Annotated in this window: 35 protein-coding genes; 13 read left to right on the forward strand and 22 right to left on the reverse strand. The window is 40.9% G+C overall.

Going from position 1 to position 23,330, the window contains the following annotated elements; all coding sequences use genetic code 11:
• Position 1: 1 nt before the first annotated feature.
• From F946_RS05210 to F946_RS05290, 18 genes are all read right to left on the reverse strand, one after another.
• Positions 2 to 451: a GNAT family N-acetyltransferase gene (locus tag F946_RS05210; protein WP_004979879.1), complete on the reverse strand. Its 450-nt coding sequence runs from the start codon at positions 449 to 451 to the stop codon at positions 2 to 4.
• Positions 452 to 453: 2 nt separating this feature from the next.
• Positions 454 to 2,523 carry a phage tail protein gene (locus tag F946_RS05215; protein ID WP_004979881.1) on the reverse strand — a complete coding sequence of 690 codons (2,070 nt, stop codon included), beginning with the start codon at positions 2,521 to 2,523 and terminating at the stop codon, positions 454 to 456.
• Positions 2,523 to 3,086 (reverse strand): phage connector family protein, encoded by a 564-nt coding sequence (locus tag F946_RS05220; RefSeq protein WP_004979882.1) that lies wholly within the window; start codon positions 3,084 to 3,086, stop codon positions 2,523 to 2,525. The genes F946_RS05215 and F946_RS05220 overlap by 1 nt, the downstream gene beginning before the upstream one ends.
• 71 nt (positions 3,087 to 3,157) lie before the next feature.
• On the reverse strand, positions 3,158 to 3,526 hold the full coding sequence (locus F946_RS05225; protein WP_004979884.1) for a Gp49 family protein: 369 nt from the start codon (positions 3,524 to 3,526) through the stop codon (positions 3,158 to 3,160).
• Positions 3,527 to 3,600: 74 nt separating this feature from the next.
• Positions 3,601 to 4,503, reverse strand: coding sequence for a phage capsid protein (locus F946_RS05230; protein ID WP_004979887.1), 903 nt, complete (start codon positions 4,501 to 4,503; stop codon positions 3,601 to 3,603).
• Between the two features lie 12 nt (positions 4,504 to 4,515).
• Complete coding sequence (locus F946_RS05235) at positions 4,516 to 5,196, reverse strand: hypothetical protein (protein ID WP_004979893.1); 681 nt, start codon at positions 5,194 to 5,196, stop codon at positions 4,516 to 4,518.
• A 15-nt stretch (positions 5,197 to 5,211) separates the two neighbouring features.
• Entirely contained in the window at positions 5,212 to 5,685 is a 474-nt protein-coding gene (locus F946_RS16865; protein ID WP_004979895.1) for a Bbp19 family protein, read from the reverse strand.
• Positions 5,682 to 7,322 carry a portal protein gene (locus F946_RS05245; RefSeq protein WP_004979897.1) on the reverse strand — a complete coding sequence of 547 codons (1,641 nt, stop codon included), beginning with the start codon at positions 7,320 to 7,322 and terminating at the stop codon, positions 5,682 to 5,684. Before F946_RS05245 ends, F946_RS16865 begins: the two co-directional genes overlap by 4 nt.
• Positions 7,322 to 7,501 (reverse strand): hypothetical protein, encoded by a 180-nt coding sequence (locus F946_RS05250; RefSeq protein ID WP_004979902.1) that lies wholly within the window; start codon positions 7,499 to 7,501, stop codon positions 7,322 to 7,324. The genes F946_RS05245 and F946_RS05250 overlap by 1 nt, the downstream gene beginning before the upstream one ends.
• A gap of 2 nt (positions 7,502 to 7,503) precedes the next feature.
• Positions 7,504 to 7,947, reverse strand: a complete 444-nt coding sequence (locus F946_RS05255) for a hypothetical protein (protein WP_004979903.1) — start codon at positions 7,945 to 7,947, stop codon at positions 7,504 to 7,506.
• A 67-nt stretch (positions 7,948 to 8,014) separates the two neighbouring features.
• Positions 8,015 to 8,635 carry a hypothetical protein gene (locus tag F946_RS16870; RefSeq protein WP_004979906.1) on the reverse strand — a complete coding sequence of 207 codons (621 nt, stop codon included), beginning with the start codon at positions 8,633 to 8,635 and terminating at the stop codon, positions 8,015 to 8,017.
• An 81-nt stretch (positions 8,636 to 8,716) separates the two neighbouring features.
• Positions 8,717 to 9,442, reverse strand: a complete 726-nt coding sequence (locus tag F946_RS05265; RefSeq protein WP_004979908.1) for a DUF1744 domain-containing protein — start codon at positions 9,440 to 9,442, stop codon at positions 8,717 to 8,719.
• A 75-nt stretch (positions 9,443 to 9,517) separates the two neighbouring features.
• On the reverse strand, positions 9,518 to 9,937 hold the full coding sequence (locus tag F946_RS05270) for a hypothetical protein (RefSeq protein WP_004979909.1): 420 nt from the start codon (positions 9,935 to 9,937) through the stop codon (positions 9,518 to 9,520).
• On the reverse strand, positions 9,934 to 10,446 hold the full coding sequence (locus F946_RS05275) for a RusA family crossover junction endodeoxyribonuclease (protein WP_004979911.1): 513 nt from the start codon (positions 10,444 to 10,446) through the stop codon (positions 9,934 to 9,936). The genes F946_RS05270 and F946_RS05275 overlap by 4 nt, the downstream gene beginning before the upstream one ends.
• A gap of 2 nt (positions 10,447 to 10,448) precedes the next feature.
• A complete protein-coding gene (locus tag F946_RS17240) occupies positions 10,449 to 10,619 on the reverse strand; it encodes a hypothetical protein (RefSeq protein ID WP_004979912.1) in 171 nt (56 codons plus the stop codon).
• On the reverse strand, positions 10,616 to 11,695 hold the full coding sequence (locus F946_RS05280) for a hypothetical protein (RefSeq protein ID WP_004979913.1): 1,080 nt from the start codon (positions 11,693 to 11,695) through the stop codon (positions 10,616 to 10,618). Before F946_RS05280 ends, F946_RS17240 begins: the two co-directional genes overlap by 4 nt.
• A 54-nt stretch (positions 11,696 to 11,749) precedes the next feature.
• Positions 11,750 to 12,067, reverse strand: a complete 318-nt coding sequence (locus tag F946_RS05285) for a hypothetical protein (RefSeq protein WP_035326825.1) — start codon at positions 12,065 to 12,067, stop codon at positions 11,750 to 11,752.
• A 10-nt stretch (positions 12,068 to 12,077) separates the two neighbouring features.
• Complete coding sequence (locus F946_RS05290; RefSeq protein WP_004979915.1) at positions 12,078 to 12,281, reverse strand: helix-turn-helix domain-containing protein; 204 nt, start codon at positions 12,279 to 12,281, stop codon at positions 12,078 to 12,080.
• 129 nt (positions 12,282 to 12,410) lie between these two features.
• On the opposite strand from F946_RS05290, the gene F946_RS05295 reads away from it, so the two are divergent.
• From F946_RS05295 to F946_RS05305, 3 genes are read left to right on the forward strand one after another with little or no spacing between them, the layout of a single operon-like run.
• A complete protein-coding gene (locus F946_RS05295; protein ID WP_004979916.1) occupies positions 12,411 to 13,091 on the forward strand; it encodes an XRE family transcriptional regulator in 681 nt (226 codons plus the stop codon).
• Positions 13,091 to 13,447, forward strand: coding sequence for a hypothetical protein (locus F946_RS05300; protein WP_004979917.1), 357 nt, complete (start codon positions 13,091 to 13,093; stop codon positions 13,445 to 13,447). The genes F946_RS05295 and F946_RS05300 overlap by 1 nt, the downstream gene beginning before the upstream one ends.
• A gap of 55 nt (positions 13,448 to 13,502) precedes the next feature.
• The gene (locus F946_RS05305) at positions 13,503 to 13,790 is read left to right on the forward strand and encodes a hypothetical protein (protein ID WP_004979918.1); all 288 of its coding nucleotides are present in this window, start codon (positions 13,503 to 13,505) and stop codon (positions 13,788 to 13,790) included.
• Here F946_RS05305 and F946_RS05310 read toward each other — a convergent pair.
• The gene (locus F946_RS05310) at positions 13,771 to 13,965 is read right to left on the reverse strand and encodes a hypothetical protein (protein WP_004979921.1); all 195 of its coding nucleotides are present in this window, start codon (positions 13,963 to 13,965) and stop codon (positions 13,771 to 13,773) included. The two genes, F946_RS05305 and F946_RS05310, sit on opposite strands and share 20 nt — an antisense overlap.
• A gap of 191 nt (positions 13,966 to 14,156) precedes the next feature.
• Between F946_RS05310 and F946_RS05315 the strand changes: the two genes are divergently transcribed.
• Genes F946_RS05315 through F946_RS05340 form a run of 6 tightly spaced genes read left to right on the forward strand, consistent with a single transcriptional unit; the run spans position 14,157 to position 17,759 of the window.
• Positions 14,157 to 14,375, forward strand: coding sequence for a hypothetical protein (locus F946_RS05315; protein WP_004979923.1), 219 nt, complete (start codon positions 14,157 to 14,159; stop codon positions 14,373 to 14,375).
• Positions 14,376 to 14,379: 4 nt separating this feature from the next.
• The gene (locus F946_RS05320; protein WP_004979926.1) at positions 14,380 to 14,658 is read left to right on the forward strand and encodes a hypothetical protein; all 279 of its coding nucleotides are present in this window, start codon (positions 14,380 to 14,382) and stop codon (positions 14,656 to 14,658) included.
• Between the two features lie 12 nt (positions 14,659 to 14,670).
• A complete protein-coding gene (locus F946_RS05325) occupies positions 14,671 to 15,549 on the forward strand; it encodes a PD-(D/E)XK nuclease-like domain-containing protein (protein ID WP_004979930.1) in 879 nt (292 codons plus the stop codon).
• 15 nt (positions 15,550 to 15,564) lie between these two features.
• On the forward strand, positions 15,565 to 17,235 hold the full coding sequence (locus F946_RS05330) for a hypothetical protein (RefSeq protein WP_004979931.1): 1,671 nt from the start codon (positions 15,565 to 15,567) through the stop codon (positions 17,233 to 17,235).
• A 42-nt stretch (positions 17,236 to 17,277) separates the two neighbouring features.
• The gene (locus tag F946_RS05335; RefSeq protein WP_004979933.1) at positions 17,278 to 17,475 is read left to right on the forward strand and encodes a hypothetical protein; all 198 of its coding nucleotides are present in this window, start codon (positions 17,278 to 17,280) and stop codon (positions 17,473 to 17,475) included.
• Positions 17,475 to 17,759, forward strand: a complete 285-nt coding sequence (locus tag F946_RS05340; protein ID WP_035326456.1) for a helix-turn-helix domain-containing protein — start codon at positions 17,475 to 17,477, stop codon at positions 17,757 to 17,759. Before F946_RS05335 ends, F946_RS05340 begins: the two co-directional genes overlap by 1 nt.
• On the opposite strand, the gene F946_RS05345 is transcribed toward F946_RS05340, so the two are convergent.
• Positions 17,756 to 18,775, reverse strand: a complete 1,020-nt coding sequence (locus tag F946_RS05345; protein ID WP_035326457.1) for a tyrosine-type recombinase/integrase — start codon at positions 18,773 to 18,775, stop codon at positions 17,756 to 17,758. The genes F946_RS05340 and F946_RS05345 overlap by 4 nt on opposite strands.
• A gap of 282 nt (positions 18,776 to 19,057) precedes the next feature.
• Here F946_RS05345 and tusD point away from each other — a divergent pair, with 282 nt between their 5' ends.
• The 4 genes from tusD to F946_RS05365 are packed head-to-tail and all read left to right on the forward strand — an operon-like array spanning position 19,058 to position 20,439.
• Entirely contained in the window at positions 19,058 to 19,426 is a 369-nt protein-coding gene (tusD, locus tag F946_RS05350; RefSeq protein WP_004979940.1) for a sulfurtransferase complex subunit TusD, read from the forward strand.
• A 44-nt stretch (positions 19,427 to 19,470) separates the two neighbouring features.
• Positions 19,471 to 19,821, forward strand: coding sequence for a hypothetical protein (locus F946_RS05355; RefSeq protein ID WP_004979941.1), 351 nt, complete (start codon positions 19,471 to 19,473; stop codon positions 19,819 to 19,821).
• Between the two features lie 10 nt (positions 19,822 to 19,831).
• Positions 19,832 to 20,113 (forward strand): DsrH/TusB family sulfur metabolism protein, encoded by a 282-nt coding sequence (locus tag F946_RS05360; RefSeq protein WP_004979943.1) that lies wholly within the window; start codon positions 19,832 to 19,834, stop codon positions 20,111 to 20,113.
• Positions 20,114 to 20,127: 14 nt separating this feature from the next.
• Positions 20,128 to 20,439 carry a TusE/DsrC/DsvC family sulfur relay protein gene (locus F946_RS05365; RefSeq protein ID WP_004979945.1) on the forward strand — a complete coding sequence of 104 codons (312 nt, stop codon included), beginning with the start codon at positions 20,128 to 20,130 and terminating at the stop codon, positions 20,437 to 20,439.
• 2 nt (positions 20,440 to 20,441) lie between these two features.
• Here the strand turns inward: F946_RS05365 and F946_RS05370 are convergent, their stop codons facing one another.
• Both F946_RS05370 and mtlD read right to left on the reverse strand, forming a co-directional pair.
• The gene (locus F946_RS05370; RefSeq protein WP_004979946.1) at positions 20,442 to 20,930 is read right to left on the reverse strand and encodes a winged helix-turn-helix transcriptional regulator; all 489 of its coding nucleotides are present in this window, start codon (positions 20,928 to 20,930) and stop codon (positions 20,442 to 20,444) included.
• A gap of 135 nt (positions 20,931 to 21,065) precedes the next feature.
• A complete protein-coding gene (gene mtlD / locus F946_RS05375; RefSeq protein WP_004979949.1) occupies positions 21,066 to 23,207 on the reverse strand; it encodes a bifunctional mannitol-1-phosphate dehydrogenase/phosphatase in 2,142 nt (713 codons plus the stop codon).
• Positions 23,208 to 23,330: the final 123 nt, after the last annotated feature.

The following is a 23,330-nucleotide window of genomic DNA, read 5'->3' on the forward strand; positions in this document are numbered from 1 at the left end:
CTTATAGCTCCATATCCAAAACAGTGCCGTATTGTGTAAAACCGAAATGCTCATAGAGTCGAATACAAGCACGAGATTCAACACCAGTCGTGGTACCGCACTGGATTCGGTTCACACCCATAGCAGCCGCCCAACCAATGAACGTTTGAGTGAGTACATAAGCTGCGCTTGTTTTGCGAAATTCAGGCTTTACATACATCACATCATCAAAGGCAATTTTGGTGTTATTGAACCAGTCACCACCGATACGCCCTGCAAAACCGCCCATGATTTCTAGATCTTGCTCAACGATGAAAATCACACCGCCGCCATTAATTAAATGAGTGAAATGCTCTGCTGCCTTATCGGCCATGTATGGACGATTATGATAGTTGGGCGCTTCTTTAATAAATTCTTGCCCCAATGCAACCAAAGCAGGCACATCGGGAAGCTTAGCTGTACGCACTCGCATGGTTATTTCTCGTTAATTGATAACTGCATAGTGATAGCTTGCAAGTGAAACGGCAGCGGTTTGTTGTGTGTTATTACTAAAGGGATTCTATGAAGATCCTCCCATGATCCACCTTCTTCCAAGTGATAGCCTGTATGCGGCTTTCGTGGTGCAAGTGGGTTATCGTCATAGGTGAAAATCTCAATCATTTCACCGTTGAGCTCGGGTGCAATGGTGTTGTTAAAAAAGAATGCTGTACGGTCGACCTTAGCTTTATGCAACATGCTAGACAGTGGTGCTTGATTCAATTCAGGTGGGAATAGCTCAACTTTGCAGTGAATCGGCTGACCGACTTTGATGCCTTCACCGTTTAGTTCATCACCCACAACTAAGTGTTCCCCATCCTCCTCAAAGTTGGTCTGATAAATAAAGTCATCCCCTTGGTGATATGCCACAACCTCATCAAGTAGATTAGGTTTTTCGACTTGTCCGCTATCCACGACCAATGTGCGTTCTGAGTCCACATAAGCACTAAAAGACACTTCCTCAAGACACGTGGTATCTGATCGCTTCACCAACATAAATGTACGGTCTGAACCAAGTTGTGTAGGGATAGAACACATGCTAATCACTTCACCGCTAAAGTCGTGCTGTGCCCATGCCAAAACCTCTTGATCACGGTTAAAAGTAATTGTGGCCACTTTGCCATCGCCTAATACAAGCCACACTAAACTTTCAGGTTCTTGCATGTAGGAGATTTCATTGACCCCGCCGTGCTGTTCTCCAATATGCGAAGAAAGGGAGCTGACTTCAGGTGATACCAAACCATCCACTTCATAGCGATAGGTTAAAGCCCGTACACGTTCACCACCACGCTGTACAAATAGCAGCTCATTGCCCACACGTTCAGGTCGGGTTACAGGATACGCACCGTATGCACTGTGTTCATTGATGTTTACTGTGGTAGGAGTTAATGCGCCGTCCGAGTCGATCATGTACTCACCACCTGAGGTTAAACACACTACCCCGCGCTGAGCTTCTAAGAATAAGATACTGTTTGATAGGCCAGATGCAGACACAATGCTGAATGCATCCCCATCTTCTGTAGTCTCGAGAAAATTACCATTGCCACCGACAGCACTAAACCACACCTTATTCGGTGCTTTTTTAGTGTTCGATAGAACTAAGCGCTGTTTAAAGAATGTGCAACATCTTGGATACCCATTCATAGCGTTAAATGCTGGCGGCAAAATTGCCCAAGAACGTTCAATTGCTGTGATGTCAGCATCTAATTTTTTAAGGATTTCTCCGTTTACATGATCGGCATTAATAAATTGAGTGATCTTAATAATCCCTCCATTCACTTCAATCAAATTGCCAATATCAGCAGCCGTGAATGTAGCCCCGACTTCACCAGTAACCTGTGCCCAATCTAGTTCACTTTCATTCGGTTGCTTGTCTGTATTGTCACGTAATGCCTGATAGTAATTACCAGCATAAATAACTACATCTGCTGCTAAATAAGCCTGTGTACTCACCCAGTTGTTATATGAGCTCAGTGTGAAAGATACCAGTGCACCAATGTCTTTACCTGAGGGCTTTCCTTTTCGGAATGGAAACCGTGCATTTTCAGAGTCGGTCGGCAAATGGGTGTAAACAAACTGATTTAACTGCCAGTTATCAAAGGCTGTATCACATAGCAGTCGATGTACAGGCACTTCACTATGCGTGAGATACATTTCATACCGGTATTGTACAAACTGGATGTCATGTATCTGTGTCTCTGTGTATGGAGAAACAATACTTTCAAGTACTTCTAGTGTTTTCGGATTAACAATCTCGACTAAATTCGGCTTAAAAACAATTAGAAATGCATTGTCTGAATTGACCACAAATGGAATGAGTCGTACTGCATTTAACTGTTCCGATAAAAACAGTGTGCCTGGTCTTTTACGCACACCACCTTCAACAAGTGGAATCACATTTTTTAAGGTCTTAACACCATTGCCATACTGTTGAATGTCTGTGCGTGTATACAGTGTTGGTGATAGCTCCCCAGCACTAAAGTTATTTTTAGTGATGACCTGTTTCATTAGTAGCGTACCCCTATCAAATGGGGCGTGTACTCTGCTGCAAAGTCTTGCGCAGGTCGTTCTTGACCATTGATAGCACGTGCTTGTTTCAGCATATTCTGTAGTTTCTGCCATGCGCTATCAGCTTCTGCATTGCTTCCCGTAATGGGCTTTGCCAGCTTGCTTACCAAATACAGCGCCATGCACTCAGAAAATAAAGAATCCCAAAGCTCTTCGTTATCTTCATCACGGACATAAACCAAGTTGATTAGATGTGTGTTGGCCAGAATGTGGCGACCTTCCATTTCGTATTCATGCTGGCCTGAATCGTATAGACGCAAAAAATCTTTAGGCAACGGGAATGCATTGCTGTATCCAAACGCAGGATGGGTGCTCACTGGTGCAAGCTGTGCACGTTTCTTGGCGAATGACCAAGGATGCATACGCAATAAACCACGGCGTGTAGAGTCATAAATCGAAGCACAACGCCGTGCGTTTTCTGTATTGTCCTCAAAGGATTGAATTGCTTTAGCACCAATCATGCTCAGCGCTTCATTGCAGATGGATATTGATGTTGTTGTCATAGAAAAAGCCCTCAAGTTTTAATGATCTTGAGGGCTTTTAAGAGTGGGTTTGTTGGGTGTTAGAGTTCGATTTAAATTGAATCAGACTGTTCTTTTAAGCGCTGTTTAAGTAAATAACCTTCAAGCAGCCAAATCTTTTCACGTGCATTTTGGTAGGCAACCTTTTTACCAATTTCAGCATCGAAATTTTCAGGGCTTGCACATGCCGACTCACCTGTAACAGTAAAGCCATTTTCTAAAGTCAAAATGCAAAAAGTTAAAGTTTGAAGTGGTTCGGGTGCATCAAAAATTTCAACACCATTATCACGCTTACAAACATCACGAGTTAAAATATATTCAACGCCTACAATTTTTGAATCAATGATCTCAGGGGTTAAGCGTGGCGCATTTAATCCTTTGTCTTGAATTTCTTTTTCAATTTGATGCTCTGTATTACTCATGGTCATTTTCTCATTCTAAGTTATTAAAAAAGACCTCACGCCCTGCTCGTAAAGCGTGAGGCCAAAGCTACGACTTATGCAGTAAAGTCAATTGCGACTACTTTTAATTCGTTTGCACGGCCTGCACCAAATGAATGGACGCCACCAACTTGTTTGATGTTTTTCTTGTCTGGACGAGTCGAAATATCAAACCCAGTAATTGGAGCATCACCAAAATGGACAGCTGATCCACAATAAGCCACTGTACGCAATTCACCTGCAGTAGCACCTTGGTTTAACTTTTCGTATGGAATCCAGTTGAAGCCCATCCATTTTCCACCTACACCACCTTCTTGCAGCATCTTACCCGCCATGTAGTCGGCCGAAGTTAAAGTGGTATCACCCAAAATATCTTCCAACATTGTTGATGTGTAGAGGATGTAAAGTGTCTCGCCGTTATGCTCATCAACTTCATTCTTACGAAAAAGCGATTTAGCTTTGGCAAGTTTTTCTTTCAATGTGCCGAACGCTGAAAGAATGATTTGACCTACTGGTAAATTAACCGTTGCAACAGATTTCACACCCGCATCATTGACCGTAGTGCGTGTTACACCACCAACCAAGGCTTGATAAATAATGTCATCAGTTTTACGGTTACGCGCACTGATTAAGTTCTTCATGTATTTATCATTTGGTGTTGCTTTAAGCTTAGGTAAATCACGATTTTCAATTGGAATGAAGCAGTCAAAATCAGACATTAAGGCAGTACGAACACCAGTATCTGGAATTTGCCAATTAGTGTCTCCGAAACGCTCACCAGAAGGCTGCATTTCAACTTGCCCCATATCATTAATGGTGAATGATTCACCCTCAATCGCTCCGCGATTTACCGAAGTCTTAAGCAAGCGTGATTCGTTTTGCATTGCAGCAACTTCATAAGTGTTATGAAACTGCTGTACAAACGCTGCTGTAATTTTATTTTGGTTCACTGTAGCCATTAGCTATACCCCTTATGTGTTTGCCTTTGCAAAGTGTTTTTCAACTTGGGCATATACGCGCTTGTGGTCAGGATGACGTTCATTCATGTATGCCTCTGATGCAATCAATGATTGAACATCTAATGCACCGCTTTGTTGGGTGTTAGCAGGGGGTGAATCTTCTTGGAGCTGTGAGCCGAAATAAGCCGCCATTTTCAAGACAAGTGGATTGTTACCAAACTCAGGGCTATTCACTTCTTCCGCTGTCAAAATGCCGTTCTGAATTGCATTGTTTGCAGCTGCTCGTGCAAATCCAAAATTAGCATCTGTTTCCCCACCCCACGTTTCTTTCATTGCTGTAATACACGCTTCATTGTCTAGTGCTGCATTACCTTCCATAAGGCTTGGAATAAGTTGGTTATACTCCTCAAGTAGAAAGCCTAAATGCTCACTACTTAGACCAGCTTCACGCGCACGCTCTAAGAACTCTTGGTTTTCAGGAATGGCTTTAAAATCGTCATAATTAAAGCCTTCTACATTGACCTCATAACCATCGATTGTTTCAGGTGCACCGATTTGCAGATTTTCTTGACCACCTTGATTTTGATCATCTGCAGCAGTGTTATTTTCTTGATGATGGTCTTGACCACCCATCATAGAGTTTTGATTTTGCTGCTCTTGATTCGTCTCAGCTTGGTTTGCTTGTTCAGTCATGTGTTATTCCTTTGATCAATAGTTGTTTGGATTAGTGCGTTTATTAAACTGTTCAACCCATTCGCTACTCTGGGTTTCTTCCTTATAGTTCGGATCGTTCGCACGATTGACTTGCTTAATAATGAATTCCACAACATTTCGTTCGCCTGCTCTAAAGCAAGACTCGCGCTCAGCGTCTTGACCACCGCGCACGTATGTTGATTTGCAGAAAAGTGATGTCAGATGCTCTAAAACTCGCACCCCATTTACATCTAGATCAAATAAATTACGGTAGGTTTCCGCTGTCACTGGACGGTAATAGCGCCGTTTGACCTGGATACCTGTTTCAACTTCAGGATCTTTAGACTCATCTTTTGGAAGTAACTTAGCTTTAGCTTCTTGTTCATCTCTAAGCTGCTGTTTGAGCATGTTTCGCTCTTGGTAGGATGACCAAAGCGCTACGCATGCAATCAATAAAAAAATGGCTAACACGGCGATAATTAAGATCATTGCATCACCTCAGTTGGCATCTGAGCCATTTGATTACCCATACCCTTTGCAATAGCATCACCAGCCTTATCCATCATTGCCGCCTGCTGTTGTGCCTGTGCTTGTTCTTCCTGTGCTTTTTGACGTGCTTGGCGTAGCTGTTGAACTTCATCAGCTGTACGCATAATGGTTTGAGGGACGCCGCGCCCTGTTCCTGTGAGCACCGCAACAGCATCAAAATCGACGTTATCGAGAATGGTTTGATCGACTTGAGCAATGCTTGAAAGACTCATAATGTATTGCTCAGTTGCGTAGACTTCTTCCATGCGCTGACTACGTGCCAGTGGTGACACAAACTTGAATGAAAGATTGCGACCCCAAAGTTCTTCAGGTGCATCACCTAAAGCGTTATCACGCAATGCCAGTCCGAAACAGCGATCTAAAATACTGCGTAGATACTCAGCTTGTAGACGACCATACATAGGTCCTAACAACTGGCGGATCATTTCAACACGGGTATTAATCTCTGTTGCCGTCATTTGACTGGTGCCGATTGGTGGCAATTGATCAGCCATGAGCTTGCGACGAATACCGCCTTGTAGACTGGTCAGAAGGTAATCTGCAATTTGGAAATTTGTTCCATCATCCAAGCGCTTCATAGAATCAACACTATTAGCAACAATAACTTTACGTGGACCAATGCGAACCGTATGAGGATTTAAGACGCCATCATCTTGTGCTATCCACAATCCACCGATTTGTAGATCAGCAGCACGTACAGTGTTTTTGACAAGTTCATTTGCTGTTTTGGCGTCAGGTAAAGCCAAAGACATTTGACCATTGCCATAAACAGAACCTGGCAATTTACGCAAACGTGGTACAGAACAAGGGAACTCGTGATACCCCGATTCTTTTAACATCTGCTTATTGCTGATATCGATGTGATACGAGGCAAAAGGCATAGCTTTATTGATCTGCCCTGCACCTGTTTGTTTACGTGGTTGAATGACGTGTAATAACTTGAACTTTGTGTCTGGACTCTCTGTTGCTACTGATACGACTGAGTGATGACAATTGCTCTCACCGTATGTATTCACCATGGTTTGAGCCGTCATTTCATGTTCACGATAAATCGTATCAATCAAGCCATCTGCGCGAGTTGAACCAATGAAGCACGAACCTATAGGCCATGATTCAAAGACATAACCGCCCTGCGCCACACGGTCAATATCGACATACATCACGCCCCAACCAGCCGTTACAACGTCTGTGAGCGTATCGAAGTTCTCGCTGTCAAAGTTTGATGCATGGATATTGCGCCACATAAATTGGCAGACATCCTCTAGCCAGCGTTCACCCTCTGTAAGCTCTGCAAGATCGTCAATGCCATCAGGTTGAGCTTTGAACCAAATAGAGTTCGCAGGTGTTACGCCGTTCATGATCATTGAAACAAGCACTTGAACCGAGTCTGCCGCTGTTGAATCGTACAGATCAGCACGTTCAGTCTCGCGCTGATTCTTCACATCTGAACCACTAAAGCTTTGTTGACGCTCAGGTGCTCCGTATCGGTAGCATTCTGCCCAATGTGATTCATGTAACGCACGCGCAGATTTAAGCTGACCTAAGCGAGCACAATAAATACGAGCGTCATTTTCCATTAGCCACCACCGCCTAGAGTTGTTTTGCTTTCAGTTTTGGAACCAAGAACACTTCGGCTGTCTGTATTTGCAGTACGTCGACCAGCACGTTTAGCATTTGCTTCAGCAGTCGCTTTTTCAGCAGCTTTAAGTGCATCACCCTCAGGATCTTGTTGAACGATTTTTGGTTTTCCGCACATGGTTAATCCTCCACTGACCAGCCTTTAGCGGTAAGTACAGGCTTTTTACGGACTGGTGTTACTGCTTGGGTTGTTGGTTGCTGTGTTTGACCGCCAGTAAGCTTGACGACTTGCTTACGTGCAGCAACAAGCTCAGCCGTTACGCCTTTTAGTTCTTCTTCTTTAATGGCAAGTTGTGCAGCAACAGCATCAAATTGCTCTAAAGAAATGAAACCCTCAGGTGCTTCAACTGTTGGATCTTGACCCTCTTGGGTTTCGCCTAAATCCTCACCGCTGAGGATTTCTGCAAGTACATCTTCTGCGGTTTGAGGCTTCTCTGGTGCTTCTTTAACAGCATCAGCTTTCCCCAGCACAGCATCCATTACTTCATCTGTTGAGGTCTGCGCCGTGGTCGTTGTTTCTTTTTTTGCACCTGGTGTTTGTGTCTTGCGTGGTGTAGTAGCCATAAAAAAGCCCCATCATTGGTTGATAGGGCTAATGTGCGGGGTTTCGTGTATCGGTTTGTTGGGTGATTTACTCAAAATTATACATGCGTCTCAACGCTTCAGATATCCCCATATTCATTGGCATCCAAACTTTGGTTACATGCGCATCAAGACTCCTAATTTCATGCATTTTAGATTGATAAATCACTTGGTTTTGTTCAACTTTATCTAAAATTTCTTCCATTAAAGATATATCTTTTGTTGTGGCAATCTTCTTTAAATATTCTCTATTTTCCTGCATCTTTTCTTTAATGATATCCCACGCTGATTGTATTGAAGATTCTCTCCAACACTTAATCATATCTTCTATAACATCAAAACTTTCAGGGTGATTTTCCTTTGTATCTATTGAAAGAGCTAGGAGTCGTGAGCTTAGATCATTAGTAGCATCTTGCAACTCCATTAAAGTCTTAGAATGATCGCCTATTCTTATTTTTAATCTTAACCTAAGCTCGAATAGCCTCTCATTATTCAACTTATCCATTTGTGCAATTGATATTTTGGTCTGATCTAACGATAAATTAGTCTGATTGTTGGATATTTTTATTTGTTTGAGTACATACCAAATAGCAACCGCAGCAATCACAATCTGAATCTGCCCTGAGTTACCCTCAGCCCATGTCGAAAAATTAACAAAATACTCAAACATATATTTATGCAGCCTAGATCTAAATTTAATTATATTAAAAAAGCTCAGTTGTTCTAAACTGAGCTAAACTTATGACAAATTTCATAAACTAATTTTTGTAACAACATCTGAAGCTAGACCCAGTAATAAAATACCAGTTTGAGCTGCAAAAGGACCAATTGTAATGCACGCTGAAATTGCATCAATTACATCTTTAAAACTTGGTCTGTCCCGATAAAACTGCTGTACATCTTTATTAAAAAATGCTTCTGAGTAAAAATCAGTAACAGCTTCTTTTAAAAACTCTTCACCCATAATTGAAAAATTTTCTAATGAATATATTAATTTATCTATTTCTTTCAATAGGATTTTTTTTAATTCGTATGTTAACGTATCATCAAAAAGAATTGAATTTCGTTCCTCAATTAACGTACTAAGAAACTCCTTAATTTTTGCTTCATCTAATTTAGATTGTACTGTATAGCCATGGTTCCAGTTTCGGACACTCTTTCGAATAATAGTGAAAGTATGATTGTGTATTTGATCAATGTTACTTACAAAACTTCCATACAAACTAAGACCGCTAATTACTTCACTTACCCAATCACTCTCATGCTCCTCACCATCAATTTCATTTTCTAATTTAAAATCAGCGTCAAGTTTTAAAGCAATATTTGTTAGCTCATTCATTCTTCTTAGCAATGGAATATTTTCTTTTATACCCGTAACTTTTGCCCAACCTGCTTGGGCAGATATATTACCAGGAGAGGTTAATCTATATTCCTTAGCAATATTCAAATTGGTTAAGAGTACGTCTATTTGATTCATGAAATGGAATACCTTTTTAAATTATTAAAAGCTTTATACTCAAAAAATCATCAACATACAAACGTATTGGATTTTTTAGCTGTTATCCAACTGCTCAATAACACCGTCCAACTCGTCCCAATCATCAAACATATCCAACTGCCCGATCTTGTACTTGTACGTTGCCCACTCTCCATCACGTGGAAAGCGCTGAATACCTGTCTCTGAACGCCAAAGCTCAATCAGTGCATCCCCATTGTCATAGTTCGGAATACCGCCTCTAGCCCATTCTGAGACGGTAGAAGCGCTAGACACTGGCAACACGTCTGCAATCTTCTCGTGTGTCCATTTCAAACGGCCTAAATCCAAGATCATTCGGTTGAAGTCTGGACGCTTATATCCACGGCGTTTGACTAGAAATTCTTTGACCTTCTTTTTCGTACGCTGATTGATGAAACGCGTGCGCGCGCGAGGAGACTGTGCAAACACTATAGAATCAACAACTAAATCACTCATTTTTGAAGCTCCAAAACTATAATTTTTATAAGACCGCCTTTGATGACTTCACCGCGCTTTACGCTTAATTCATCGAATTGTTCGTCGTCTACGCACAAGCCGCATTTCACTAGGCTATCGATGGTCGCTTTTAAGAAATTGTCGATGTCACGGCGTTGTTTATTGGGAAAGTGAAAAGTCACATCTAGTTTTAGACGTGCCATGGTGTTTAATTGAGGGATAGTCATAGCGACGAGGTCATGAAAATCACGACCACGGTCACTAACTTTGCATGTACGTCCAGTACCCACCCAATAATTGTTTACCGATGGTGGTGTAGATGGAATTTCACACTTTAAAATTACTTTTCCCTCTCCTTTCGTATTTGGCTCTGTAATCGCGTCTAAGACTTGTTTGTTTGCTTCACGTACCTTTGCATCATTTTCGGTTTTAAATCGCAACAAGGCTTGATTTTTTCGCTTTTCATGGCGTTTTAAATGAAGTTCTAGCTCTCTTTCGCTCATTCTCATGATTAAGCCCCGATTTCAGTTAATTTATTCAGGAATGCATGACTGGCCTTACCAACGTACTGACACCATCCCCAGCCCTCACGCCAAAACATCCAAAGTCCTTTTTCGTTTTTCCAAACTGTGCCGTCTGCTTCGTAGTGAGTTGCCCCTACAGGTTTGCTTTGAGAGTTCATAGGCTTGCCCCTAGATCAACCACAAAACCAAGCTCATGCAGATATGGACCATAGGTATCTGCGTATTCAGGTTTACGGATGTTTGAGCTAATCCGGGTTTCGAATGCTTTTTGAGATTCACCGACGTTTGAGTGCTTTGATTTGAAGCTTTGGTAATTGCACAGCTCTGAAACGAAGTAATTCAGTTGTGCATCTGACAAGCCTTTGCTTTTCGGTTTTGAAGATTTCGCTTTGGTCGTTGAAAGTTTTTGAATACGGTAAATCCAATAATTCATCCAACCTTGCGCCGTGGTTTTTTCTCGACTGGTAGACCACTGTGCAAAGTTTTTTAACTCACTCAGAATTTTTGAATCATCAAGTTTTGGATTGATCCGTTTTGCTTGGTCAGCAAGATCAGTTTGAATCGTGTAGACACCTGCAAGCTCTCTCAAGCTGTACAGATTTTTATTGTCCTCGTGGTATTCGACAGAATCGTTAAAGATTTCTGTTTCTGAGTTATCCACAGAGGAAGTTCTTTTTTTAAATTCTAAAGAATCTAAAGGAATATCTATTGATGCACCACTACCTGAAGCGCTGGCGCTTTCGTTACTGATGGGCTGGCGCTTCACTAATTGAAGCGCTTCACTAATTGAAGCGCTTTCATTACTAAAGCGCAGTGCTTTAATTTCTAAAGCACTGAACTGCTCAAAATACTCAACCAGTGATACTTCATTAATTCTATATTTATTGCCAATCCGATTATTTTTCTCAATAACAGTTACTACTTCAAACCAAATTAGTTCCTTTAATCCAGATGAGACTGTAGCGGAACTGAGCTTGTTAGAGCCTTTTAGCTCCCCACCTTGGATTTGTCTGTGACTTATGTGGTCAGTTTCCTTTAACTGTCCATTGATCCAGTTTTCAAGCTGCTCATATACATTTCTAGCCGCATCACTTAGAAACGGCCAGACCTCCTTTCGGTACAATCGGCTAGACATTACATAGCCTTGTACAAACTTATCGCTATACATGCTTTTTCCAGCCTCTTGCTTTGGCTGTGGTGGCTTTTGAAATGGAATAACTTGTGCAGTATTCATATCTTCACAGCCCCCACTCTTCGTGTTAAATTCAACATCGGTTTCCAACCTCGTTTACTTTTCGGAGTGAACGGCAAGAAAGTCCAATTGTTCGAGCAATTGGGCTTTTTTTTGTGCCTGTGGTTTTGGTGTGACATCGATAAAGCGTGGAGGGGCTTGAAGTTCAAAAGATGTGTCTACGGTATCTGTGGTCAGACGCATGAGTGATGCGAGATTATTTAAGCGTTCCCGAATTGCAGAGATATTCGATATGCCTAAACCCCTTAAATGCTCAGATAAGGTTTTGTTTTCAGACTTAGCGATAGCTTCTAAATTACGCTTTTCTTCATGCGTGCATTTAAAAGTGATGCTCTCGGTGAGTTTTTCAGACATGGACTCACCGTTACGCTGCTGGATGAATGATTTGTTCATGCAACTTCTTCAAACCTTCTGCTATGTCATGCGAGATGCGCTTGCCCTTCTTACCTGTTTTAAGGTCGCTAATGTAGTTCTGAGAACATGGAACTCGTTTAGCAATTTCCATTTGCGTCATATTTCCTTTTTTCTTGTCTTGAAGATCACTAATTAATTGGCTCCAGTTAGTCATAGCCATAACCTTTAAAATATCGTAGTTCTGATAATTTATCTTTATTGCGATATTTAATCAACAAAAATCAACCGCCATTGCGATATTGTTTTGCATCACAATAGCGATAAATAAAAAGAGGTCATCTTTATGTCGGTAGGAAATCGCATACGAGCATTGCGTAGATCACTAGGAATGTCGCAGCCTGCATTAGCTAAAAAAGCTAGCGTTGGTCAATCTACGATTTCAGATTTAGAGAATGATAAAAAAAGCACTTCTGCTGCAAATATGCAGGCAATTGCATCTGCATTAGGCACGAATCCCCAATATTTACTTTTGGGTGAAGATGCTCTGCCTATTCTAGATAAAGTGGGCAAAAACTCAGAAACGAGTGAAGATGAAATAGAAATTAAGTTTTATGATGAACTTCCAATATCTTGTGGGTTTGGTTCATTTGGTGAAGTGCTTGAAAGAGATGCCAAAACACTTAAAGTCAAAAAACAGCCTCTATTAGAACGCAATATTAGTAGAAGTAATTGCGCTGCATTCCCTGCAAGCGGCCATTCAATGCTTCCAACAATAAAAGATAAAGACATTGTCTATGTGGATCTAGGTCGAACTCAAATTAAAGATGGGAAAGTATTTGCTATCTGTCATGGTGGTCTATTTAAGTTTAAAAGACTTTACCAGTTACCTTTAGGCGGTGTCCGAATTGTGAGTGACAATACCGTTGAATACCCAGAAGAACGATTAACAGCACAAGAAATCATAGACCAGCAGTTTGAAGTTATCGGTTGGGCATGGTCTTGGCAATCCATGGAGAGTTGGTAGTGAACAAAAAAACATTATTCGCCCTTATATTTTCTGCATTGTTTGCGGGCTGTGCGACTACAGGGAATTTTGAGAAAAGAATGGAAGCCAAAAAAGGTTTATCAAAAGAACAACTTATTGATGAAATGGGTATACCAGCCAAAGAATATAAATCCGAATCTTTTGAGATTTTAGAATATTACCAGAGTGACACAATTACATTGCCGAGAAACAGTGTTTCAACGGTATCAGGCAATACTGTTTACACCAATACTACTGGTGGTTCTTATGGAGTTGATTGCAAACTCGAATTTAAACTAATTAATGGATTTGTAACCAACTACAGATATACAGGTGCACTTTGTAAGTCTTACTAGTAAAAAAACTGCGAACCCGACGCAGTCCTTTAGTACAGATCGGGTGGAGGAAAATATGGCTTTTTATACAGTTACATATGACTTAAATAAGAAGAAAGATTATGCGAAGTTTCAAGAAGGGATTGTAAAAGTATCGAGCAACCGCTATGTAAAATGTACGTTATCTCAATATGTTATTCAATCCTCTTTGACTGCAACGCAGATTCGAATGGCTTTACACGGTTTTGCCGACAATGACGACTCCATACTTGTTTTGAAGTTAGATATTAGAGAATGGTCATATGTAAATTTGCCAGAGACTGTTCCTAATTGGTTGCAGAAAGCTACGAATGTTGGGAACTAGGCATATCACCAACAACGCCTATGCCTTTGTCAAAGTTTTCCTGATCTTTGAGTATGTAGTCTAAGTTGGTTTGGTTCGCCTCCACTTGAGTATCTTCAAGCAATGTGAACCGACAACCCATAATGCTTACATAAGAGCCTTTTGGGATAATCGCAATTTCTTTTTTTTCACTCATAACAAACTCCACCCAACCCACCACTACGGTGGGTTTTATTTTATCTATTAAATCATATTTATCTTTTTTGCGATATTTATAATTATCTCTATTGACATAAAACTATCGTTAATGCGATATTTGTCTCGTACCCACAAAAAAGCCCGCAGGGACTGGAAATCTAGCGAGCTTACTCAAAGAGCGAGATAAGTATGAAACAAACAGCATCCCATAGTCAAACACCGACTTTCGTTAAAAACGAAAGCAATACAAAGCCTGTGCTTTACCAGCACCCCACTCCTGCAGAAATGCGTACCCCTCGTTTAGCCATTATCAAGGCGAATGCTATTGAAGCTTTCATCTTCTTTGTGCTTGTCCTCTTAGGTTGGTTGGGTATTTCACTATTTGTTTCATTGGTTTTTGGAGGCTGAGCTCATGGATTTAAGAGATCAATTTGCAATGGCAGCCTTACAAGGCCTACTTGCAAACCTTGGAATGAAAACAGGTAACGCGGACTTTGTAATTGCTGAAGCTACATACCGATTTGCTGATGCAATGATTGCAGAGCGTGAAAAGGATGATGTCGAAACTAAAGACAAAATCAAGCAGATGCTAGTTGATGCAATTAATGAAAAGCATCCTGGTTTAATGCCTAGCACCGCTTGTACAGCAGAACACTTAATTTTCAAACTCACAACTGGCAAGCCGTTTTAAGGAGCTAATCAGATGAATGCATTTGTAGACTTACCGACTGCATCACTCATTGAAAAAATGAGCAATGAGGAATACCACTCACGCCCTGAGTTTAGCTCTAGCCAGTTAAAAGACATGCTGCGTTCTAGTGCTCACTTCTACTCAAACAACATTGCGAAAGAAGTTGAACGCGAAACTAAAACAGCTATGAGCTTTGGAACACTGGCACACACCCTGTTTTTAGAGCCTGAACAGTTTGAACATGAGTTCATCATCGCGCCTAAGTTTGACCGTCGTACAAAGGTTGGTAAAGAAGAGGCTTTAGCTTGGGAACAGGCCAATCAAGGCAAAATTTTAGTTGATGCTGAACAGGTTGAAGGTGCAAAACGTATTGTGGCCAACCTACAGAAACTCAGTTCTTATGCAGACATGCAGAACAACTACGGTATGCCTGAAGCAAGCATATTCTTTACCGATCCAATCTATGGCTTAGAACTTCGTATTCGTCCTGATTGGCACATTGCACCCTGTAAGGCTTTTCCAAATGGCTTGATCTTGGATTTAAAGACTACAACCGATGCACGTGCACATGCTTTCTCTAAAAAGTGTTCTGACTTTGGTTATGACCTTTCTGCAGTTATGTACCGTGAAGGCTTCCAGCAGTACTACCAAACAGAAGATAAACCGCCTTTTATCCTGTTAGTTGCTGAAAGTTCAATTCCGCATAACGTCAAGCAGTACAAGGCAGCAGACCTATTTTTAAGTGTTGGTGAGTCTCGATACAACAAATCAAAAGAATTACTGGCTGAGTCTCTTCTTATCAATGAATGGGACGGCTACTCACTCGAAATGGAAGATTTATTCCTCCCGCAATACATGACTAAACAAGCTTTAGAAAACGATTTTAACTAATTAGGAATTTTAAAAATGACTGCTCAAACTCAAATGTCGAACTCAAACCAATCAGTTGGCCTTTTAAACCTTGAGGCTTTTGAACTGTCTCAACGTATTGCAAAAATGCTGTCCAGCTCAACACTGGTGCCGGAACAGTACCGCGCAACAATTCAAAAGAAAGCTGGTAAAGATGAATATGGCAACCAGTTATGGCGCGAAGAACCAAACCCAAATGGTTTATCTAACTGTGTAATCGCTCTAAATATGTCTAATCGCATGGGTGCTGATCCACTCATGGTTATGCAAAACCTTTATCTGGTGAATGGTCGCCCATCTTGGTCATCTCAGTTCATTATGGCTGGTATTAATAGCAGCGGACGTTTCTCTGCCCTTCGTTTTGAATTGGAAGATTTGGGCGAAAAAGAAGTTGAATGCGTGGAAACTGTTTGGGAAAACCGCAAACCAAAGAAAATATCTAAAACTGTCAAAATTCATGATTTTAGCTGTGTAGCCTGGGCTATCGAACGTGAAACTGGTGAACGCTTAGAGTCATCAAAAATCACAATTGAGATGGCTGTTAAGGAGGGTTGGTACACCAAAGAAGGTAGCAAATGGCAAACAATGTCAGAGCAAATGCTTCGCTACCGTGCTGCTTCATTCTTTGGCCGTGTCTATGCACCTGAATTGCTGATGGGTTTGCGCTCAGCTGAGGAAGAACAGGACCGCATTATTGATGTAACACCAGAAGCGGAATCAAAAGTAATTAATGCATCTGACTTTAAGCACATTAAAGGATTAATTTTAAAAGCTAAGTCGTTGGATAGCCTAGAAGAACTGGAAAGCAGCATTTATGCCTTATCTGATGAATCAGAACGCAATGAATTGATCAAGCTATGGAAAGCCAATGCTGATAAATACAAAGTTACTGATGTTGATGTTCCTGCAAAAAAGCCTGAGCCTGAAAAGGAAGAAGCACCACCAGTAGACGAACCGGCACAAGAGAAAAAACCACGCGCACAAACTAGAAAAGCTGTAATTACGGAAGAGGATGAAAAGTATCAGACACTGCTCGCAGATCTTATCGAACGCTCTAAAGTAGCAAAGACAGCAAATGAGGTTAGTGCATTAGTTAAATATACAAATGCTTGGTCTGCCGAACAGCGTGCCCCGCTTCATGAGGCAATAGCTAAACGTCTAGCAGAATTTAAAACAAATGAGCCTGAACCAACTCAATCGGAAGAAAACTTAAGTGTTAGCGAATTGCAAAGACTGCAAAAAGAAGCTGAAAAATTAGTTGCTCAAAAAAAAGAAGCTCAACAAGCTCCAGCAGTAAACGAGATTAAGTCAGATCAGATCATTGGCGGTTTAAAAATCCAAATCGGTAATGCACAAAATATTACTGAACTGGAAGCTGTTGCAAAGACCATTCGAGACAATAAGCCGAACCTTACACCCGATCACATGAACGATGTGCTTAACGTTTATGCAGCACGTAAACAGTTTTTAGAAAATCAACTATCCATGTTTGATACAGACGATACCCCTTGGGTAGATAAAGCGATTGCTGAAATTGAAGCTGCTAAAAACCAAGATGAAATTAACAACATCTTTATTGATCCAATGTATGAGGAACAGTCTGATCCTGACCAGCAACGCATTACTAATGCTGCGCAAAAACGCGAATCAGAGCTTTTCGGTAATTAATCAGATAAGGCCGTACTTAGTGCGGCCAATTAGGTGGTGAAAATGATTGAATGGATTGATTACACGAAACAATCACCTCGCATTGATGGTCGTTATCAAATCTTTATTGCGAGTGAACAGCTAACTGCTGAATATAAACACCCTTTTGGCTTTGCTTGCCCAATTGATGGCTGCGCTTTTGTTCAAGAGTTAATTACACACTGGGCGTTATTACCAGAGCCACCCAAAGGGGAATCATGATGGGAGCTTTAAAATACACAATCACTATTGAGTCAGATTCCCCACCACAAGTTATGCTTGGACAAAACATCGGTGGTGGCATTGTCAAAGAACTGAAAGAAGTTGAGATGGAATTAGTATCTGCTGCTAAATTAGCGGAAAAATATAATCTATCAACGACAACTATCCGTGAGCGCCTTGCATCTATTAATCAAGGCACACAAGGCAAATGCTTGTACAACCCTCGCCTAGCACACGGCATACTCACAACAAAAAATAAAAGAGGCAGACCGAGAGCTAATTAGCTCTCGCTGTCATTAAACATTTCAACTAGGTCCTGAGCGTCTGGATTGTAGTAAGTGTTAATTAATATCCCAATCGTTTTATGCCCGGTGATCTTTGCTAAAACCTCAACTGGTAATTTCCGAACCTTAACCATTCTTGTGATTGCTTCATGTCGTGAATCGTGGAAATTGATGTGAGGTAGATTCGCTCTTTTTTTAGCCCTCACCCAAGTTGCACAACATATATCCTTGTCGATCGGTACCAGAACATTGCTATCCAAAGGTAATAATGAAAGCAGGCGCTTTGCTTCTTTCGATAACGGTACGTTTCGAGACTCGCCATTTTTAGTCATTGGCAGATGTACAAAACCATCTCTCAAGTCGGACCTACGCATTGCCAGTATTTCGCCTTGTCGCATTGCTGTTTCAAGCGCAAATAGAAATGCCCATGCTACATAGTGCTTTGACTTCTCAGGTGTAGATACACCATCCCAATCCAGCGCTTTAAGCAATACTTCTTGCTGTTCAGGCATAATCCGCTGATTTCGTGATTTTTCCTTACTTGGCATCGGCACAGTTTGCCAAACATTCGACTCAATTAAAAAAAGCTCTTTCAAGGCATAAGTGAAAACAGCCGAATAGATAGCATGCTCATTTCTTAAAGTTGATACTTTGACTTCTTTTTTTCGTTTATTTCGCCACTCAACAATATCGCTGGGTTTAAAATCATAGATAGACTTATCGGCAACATTGGGTGCAATGCGATCAAGGTTTTTAATCTTGAGCATAATTGTTCTAGCAGATCGCATGTGTCTGCCATGCTCTTGATAGTACTTATCGCATAATTGCCGAAATGGGTATGCTGGCTTTATTCCTTGTTCTAAATCAGCCTTACCTGTTTTAAGCTCCAGCAGTTTAATTGATGCCCAGTGCTCGCATTCTTTTGCAGTATCTCTGGTCACTGAGTATCGCTGCTTATCAAAAGTAACAGTGATACGCCAAGTTGACCCACGTTGTATTGGTTTCGGAAGCTTCATTTTTCTTGGTGTAGATTTGGTGCAGATTGCCTTTTATTCTATCGAGAATGTAGTAAAAGGAAAGAAAATACGGGGTATTTTGTGCGTTTTTAAAATGTGATTCCATCTGACGTATGTTTTAATCTATTCGTAAGATACTGTTTTTTAATTACTTATTATTGATTTGTTTTTGTATTTGATGTGAAATTTTATAGATACCACCTAAAATCATTGTATACTACCTTTTTATTATGAAGTCCGAATGTACCAAGCAAGGTTTGGACATTCCTCTAGTGAAGTTTGATGAGTACTTTATTACTAATTACCTCCGCACCGAGTTCAATTCATGCATGGCATGCTCTAGGTTTAGCGCAAGCACTGCATACGAAAAATGAACCCTTTCGAGTGTTTTTCTACCAAGATGCTGTTCAAGTTGCCAATGCCCTGCAATGGGTACCTGACGACCAACGGAATCTATGTTCTGAGTGGCAAAAACTCGCCATTCGCCTGCCTGTTTGTGTAAGTGCAGCTTTGGCCCGAGGAATTACCGATGCCGAAAATGCACAGCGTCATCAGTTAGCACAGCATAATCTTGCTACAGGTTTTGACTTGGTAGGCCTAGGGGAACTGGCCGATGCCGTTCAGTCTGCAGAGCGCTTAATTCAATTCTAAGTGCTAAGTTTTCAAGAATTTGTTGCTTTTAAAAGGTATATTGTGTGAAATCTGTACTGGTTATTTTAACCCAAGCCAATTTGAACTCTTTGCAGGTGCATGAAAGCCTGTCTGCAACGATGGTTCTTGCGACTTTTGGCTGTGAAGTCAAAGTCTTATTACAAGATGCGGCACTCAGCTTATTAAACAATGCTCAGTCATTTGAACCCTTAAAGCATGCTTTTAAACTGGCTTCCAACATGGTTGATAGCTTTGAGTTTTATGACCTGAGCCCAATTTGGATTGAAACTAAGAATCAAGCTTCTGCCTTTGTTCAACAAACAGAGCAAGAAATTGAATGTGTTGAACTTAATGCCAATTTAATACAACAGTTTGCCCATGTATTATATTGGTAAGGAAACAACTATGAGCAAAACACTTTATCTCGTGCAGTCTCCATTTTCCGCGACGGAACAAGCGCTGAGTAAATTACAAAACCTATATCAATCAGGGGATGATGTGGTTTTAATGGGTGATGCAGCCCTGTATATACAGCATACTTTTATTCAGCAGCTAGCTTGTGTATTTGTGCTTGAACAGGATGCTGAAAATATTGCTGCTATCCATTCGAGTAACCTAGAAACCATCAGCTATGCTAGGTTTGCTGAGCTATGCTTAAACCATAGTCGTTGTATCAGTTTAAAATAATTTTGAGTGTTTAGATGAATTTAGAATTAGACCAAGATGGTCATTTGGTTGATTACACCATTTGGAATCAAGAGGTTGCAAAAGAGTTAGCAAAATCTTTAGAGCTTGAATTGACCGATTGGCACTTTGAAATCCTCATGGCAGTACGTCAGTTTTACCAACAGTTTGGACACTCACCTGCAACACGTCCGCTGATTAAGTTTTTAATGAAAACAGTCAGTGCAGACATCAATAATGCCATACTGCAAGAAAAGTTTAATACTGGGCTTGTAGCGCGCCATCTGAGTCGTTTGGCAGGCGTGCCAAAACCTGCAAACTGTTTATAAACTTAAGCTTGTTTAACGTCTGATTGAACAGCAAAAGCATCGACATAAACCTGTGTCGGTATCGCTTTGATGTCTTTGGCATGTATAGTATCACCACATTCGTTACAAACCAAATGTGGCTGAATGCTATGCCCACAGGTTTTATGAATAAATTGCACGGGACGACCTAAGCCTTCGTCCATCCATTGATCGGCCCATATTGCCATGGACATCAGTACTGGGTATAAAGCCAAACCTTTTTCAGTCAGACAATATTCAAAGCGCTCTTGGCGATCTGTATAGGGTCTTTTCTCCAAAATATCATGTTCAACCAAACGCTTTAAACGCTCAGAAAGCACATGACGAGTGACACCTAAGTTTTGTTGAAAACTTTCAAAACGGCGTGCACCCAAGAATGCATTTCGTAAAATCAACATCGTCCACCGATCGCCAATCACCGACAGCGTTCGTGCAATTGAACACGGTTGTTCCCCGATCTCATCCCATTTCATTGTAAAAAAAACCAAGTCTCTCTTAGGTCTAACGTTAAAAGATTTAAGACCATAAGAAAAGCTCTTTTTACCCAGCTTTTCTTATGATGTTTTCACATTTTAGTCGGCTCAAAGACATCTGAACGTCATGAAGGCTTAAGCACAGCTCATTTCAGTATTTTGGGGTTGGTCAGGGATCATAAAATCTTCCATTCCCAGCTCACCTTTTTGATATTCATTGAGACGTTTTTGAATGACATAATACAGCGCTTTTTTGTGCGCTTTTGACAGGTTCATCTGTTGAAGTTGTTGCTTCAAATGCCCTAACAACACATCTATGGGCTGTTCCTCTTCTTCCATCAAATACAAATAGCCAAAGATCGCACCACTTAATAGCGCTTCAAAAGAAAATCCATGCGAGACATTATACGCTACCGATGAAAATACACGTTCAAATGCACTCAACTTACGCAGTGGATCACGCCCAACCCGACTACATGGGTCTTTATAGGCATACTGGCAAGATTGATCAAAACTTCGGGCTAAACGCGTTAAATCATTTTTGCGTTTTGGCAGATAATGCGCCAGACCTTGCGTCACTTCTGCAAGCAGTTTTTCAACATAATACTGCACTCGCGGGTCGCCCATCGCTACGCCAATGGTCTGATGCCCGAGTAGGCTCGCATACCACGCAGTCATGGCATGTACGCCATTCCATAAACGGTTTTTAATGAGCTGAATATCTGAAATTTGATCTACCAAGATCATTTGACGCATTTTACTGAGTAAGGGACTTTTGTTTTCCACGTAGACCGGCATATCCATTTCAGCATTGAAAAGGATTAAATCCATATGCTGTAAAATATGACTCGGTTGAAAATTTTGTCTTAAATCTTCTACATACTCACTGGCACGGCGTTCTTGTTCTGCACTGAGTTTACTAACATCTTCAACTTCAATTTGATTACTCTCATCATCAAGTTGATATTGCTTAAAAATATTGTATTTAATGCACAGTTGACGATATAGATTTTTATCGCTCAGCTTAGACACCATACGGTTGACTACCGTATCGCAGAAATAGTGCTGCTCTAAAATAAAGTCGGCAACAGCATGGTCTGTTAACTCTACCAATGCTTTACGTACCTGCTCTAGAACCAACTGCTTGGCACCAATTTTATTTAAGATAATTAACAGCGTCAGTGGAGTTTGAACTTGCTCATCTTGCGCCAGATAGCGTGCATAGAGGCCCTGTGCAATGGTCGCTGCTTCACTGGCTAAAGCATTTTCAGCTAGACAAATCGCAATTAAACTCGACTCGACATACATGGCATGCATCTGCTGTAAGTCTTCAGCATCAATAATATGCATATTTTCAATACGCTCATCATAAGACACTTGCCCATAGCGAATACAATACGCCCCAAAAGCGTTTACAGCTGAACGGTATAAACTGTTTCGGGTAGATGCATAGATTTTTTTAGGACGCGTATAGCCATCCCAATGCGACAGGATTTGTGCAATATAGCCTCCGCCAATGGCACCAAATCCATGAATTCCCACGGTCAGTTGATTTAAAGTTTGGGGAAAGCTTTCTTGTAAATTAGGCATTTCCAGATGTGAGCTGTAGATATCTAATTCCGTTAGATAGTCATACATATTTTCAAAATAATAATTGGTATGTGCCAACATGCTTGCATTGGGTTCTTTAATATCTTTAAACAGTACACAGATGCCCCCAGCATCACGTGCCGAGCGGATACCATTTTCAGAGTCTTCAAACATAAAACACTGCGCTGGTTCAAGATTTAGTTTTTGCGCTGCACTTAAGAAAATTTCAGGATGTGGTTTCCCCTTTTCAACCTCATCACCACAGACCAAAACATCAAAAAACTTATAAACATTGGCATTGATTAAATACTCTTCAGCAATCGCTCTTCGACTAGAGGTCGCCACAGCCATACGTAATCCTGCTTTACGTAAGCGTTCTAGAACTTGTACCAAACCTTTTTTAATCGGCACACCATATTGGCGCACTGTTTCTAATTCTAATTCATCTGCCCGCTTACGAATCTCGGCATAAGGAACTTCCTGTCCATATTGCTTTTGCGCCAAGGCCTCCGCACTTCTTGCACTTAAGCCTAAACATGCCATAAGGTAGGCATCTGAAAACTCAACCCCAATCAGCTCTTTGGATGCCTGTTTCAAGGTTTGAAACCGTAAACGTTCGGTATCAAACATTGTTCCATCCATGTCAAAAAGCGCACCATGCACAATATCATTCTTAAATTTAAACATTTAGCCTCCGTTTTTATGTTTGCACTTAGACTATACAAAAATCGGGCACAGAGACTCTGATCTGATTTTATGAAACATATTTGTTTAATTATTGATCAATAAATTGGTATTTAGACATTTTTT

Origin of the sequence: Acinetobacter johnsonii ANC 3681 (assembly GCF_000368805.1) — a bacterium.
Lineage (GTDB): Bacteria > Pseudomonadota > Gammaproteobacteria > Pseudomonadales > Moraxellaceae > Acinetobacter > Acinetobacter johnsonii.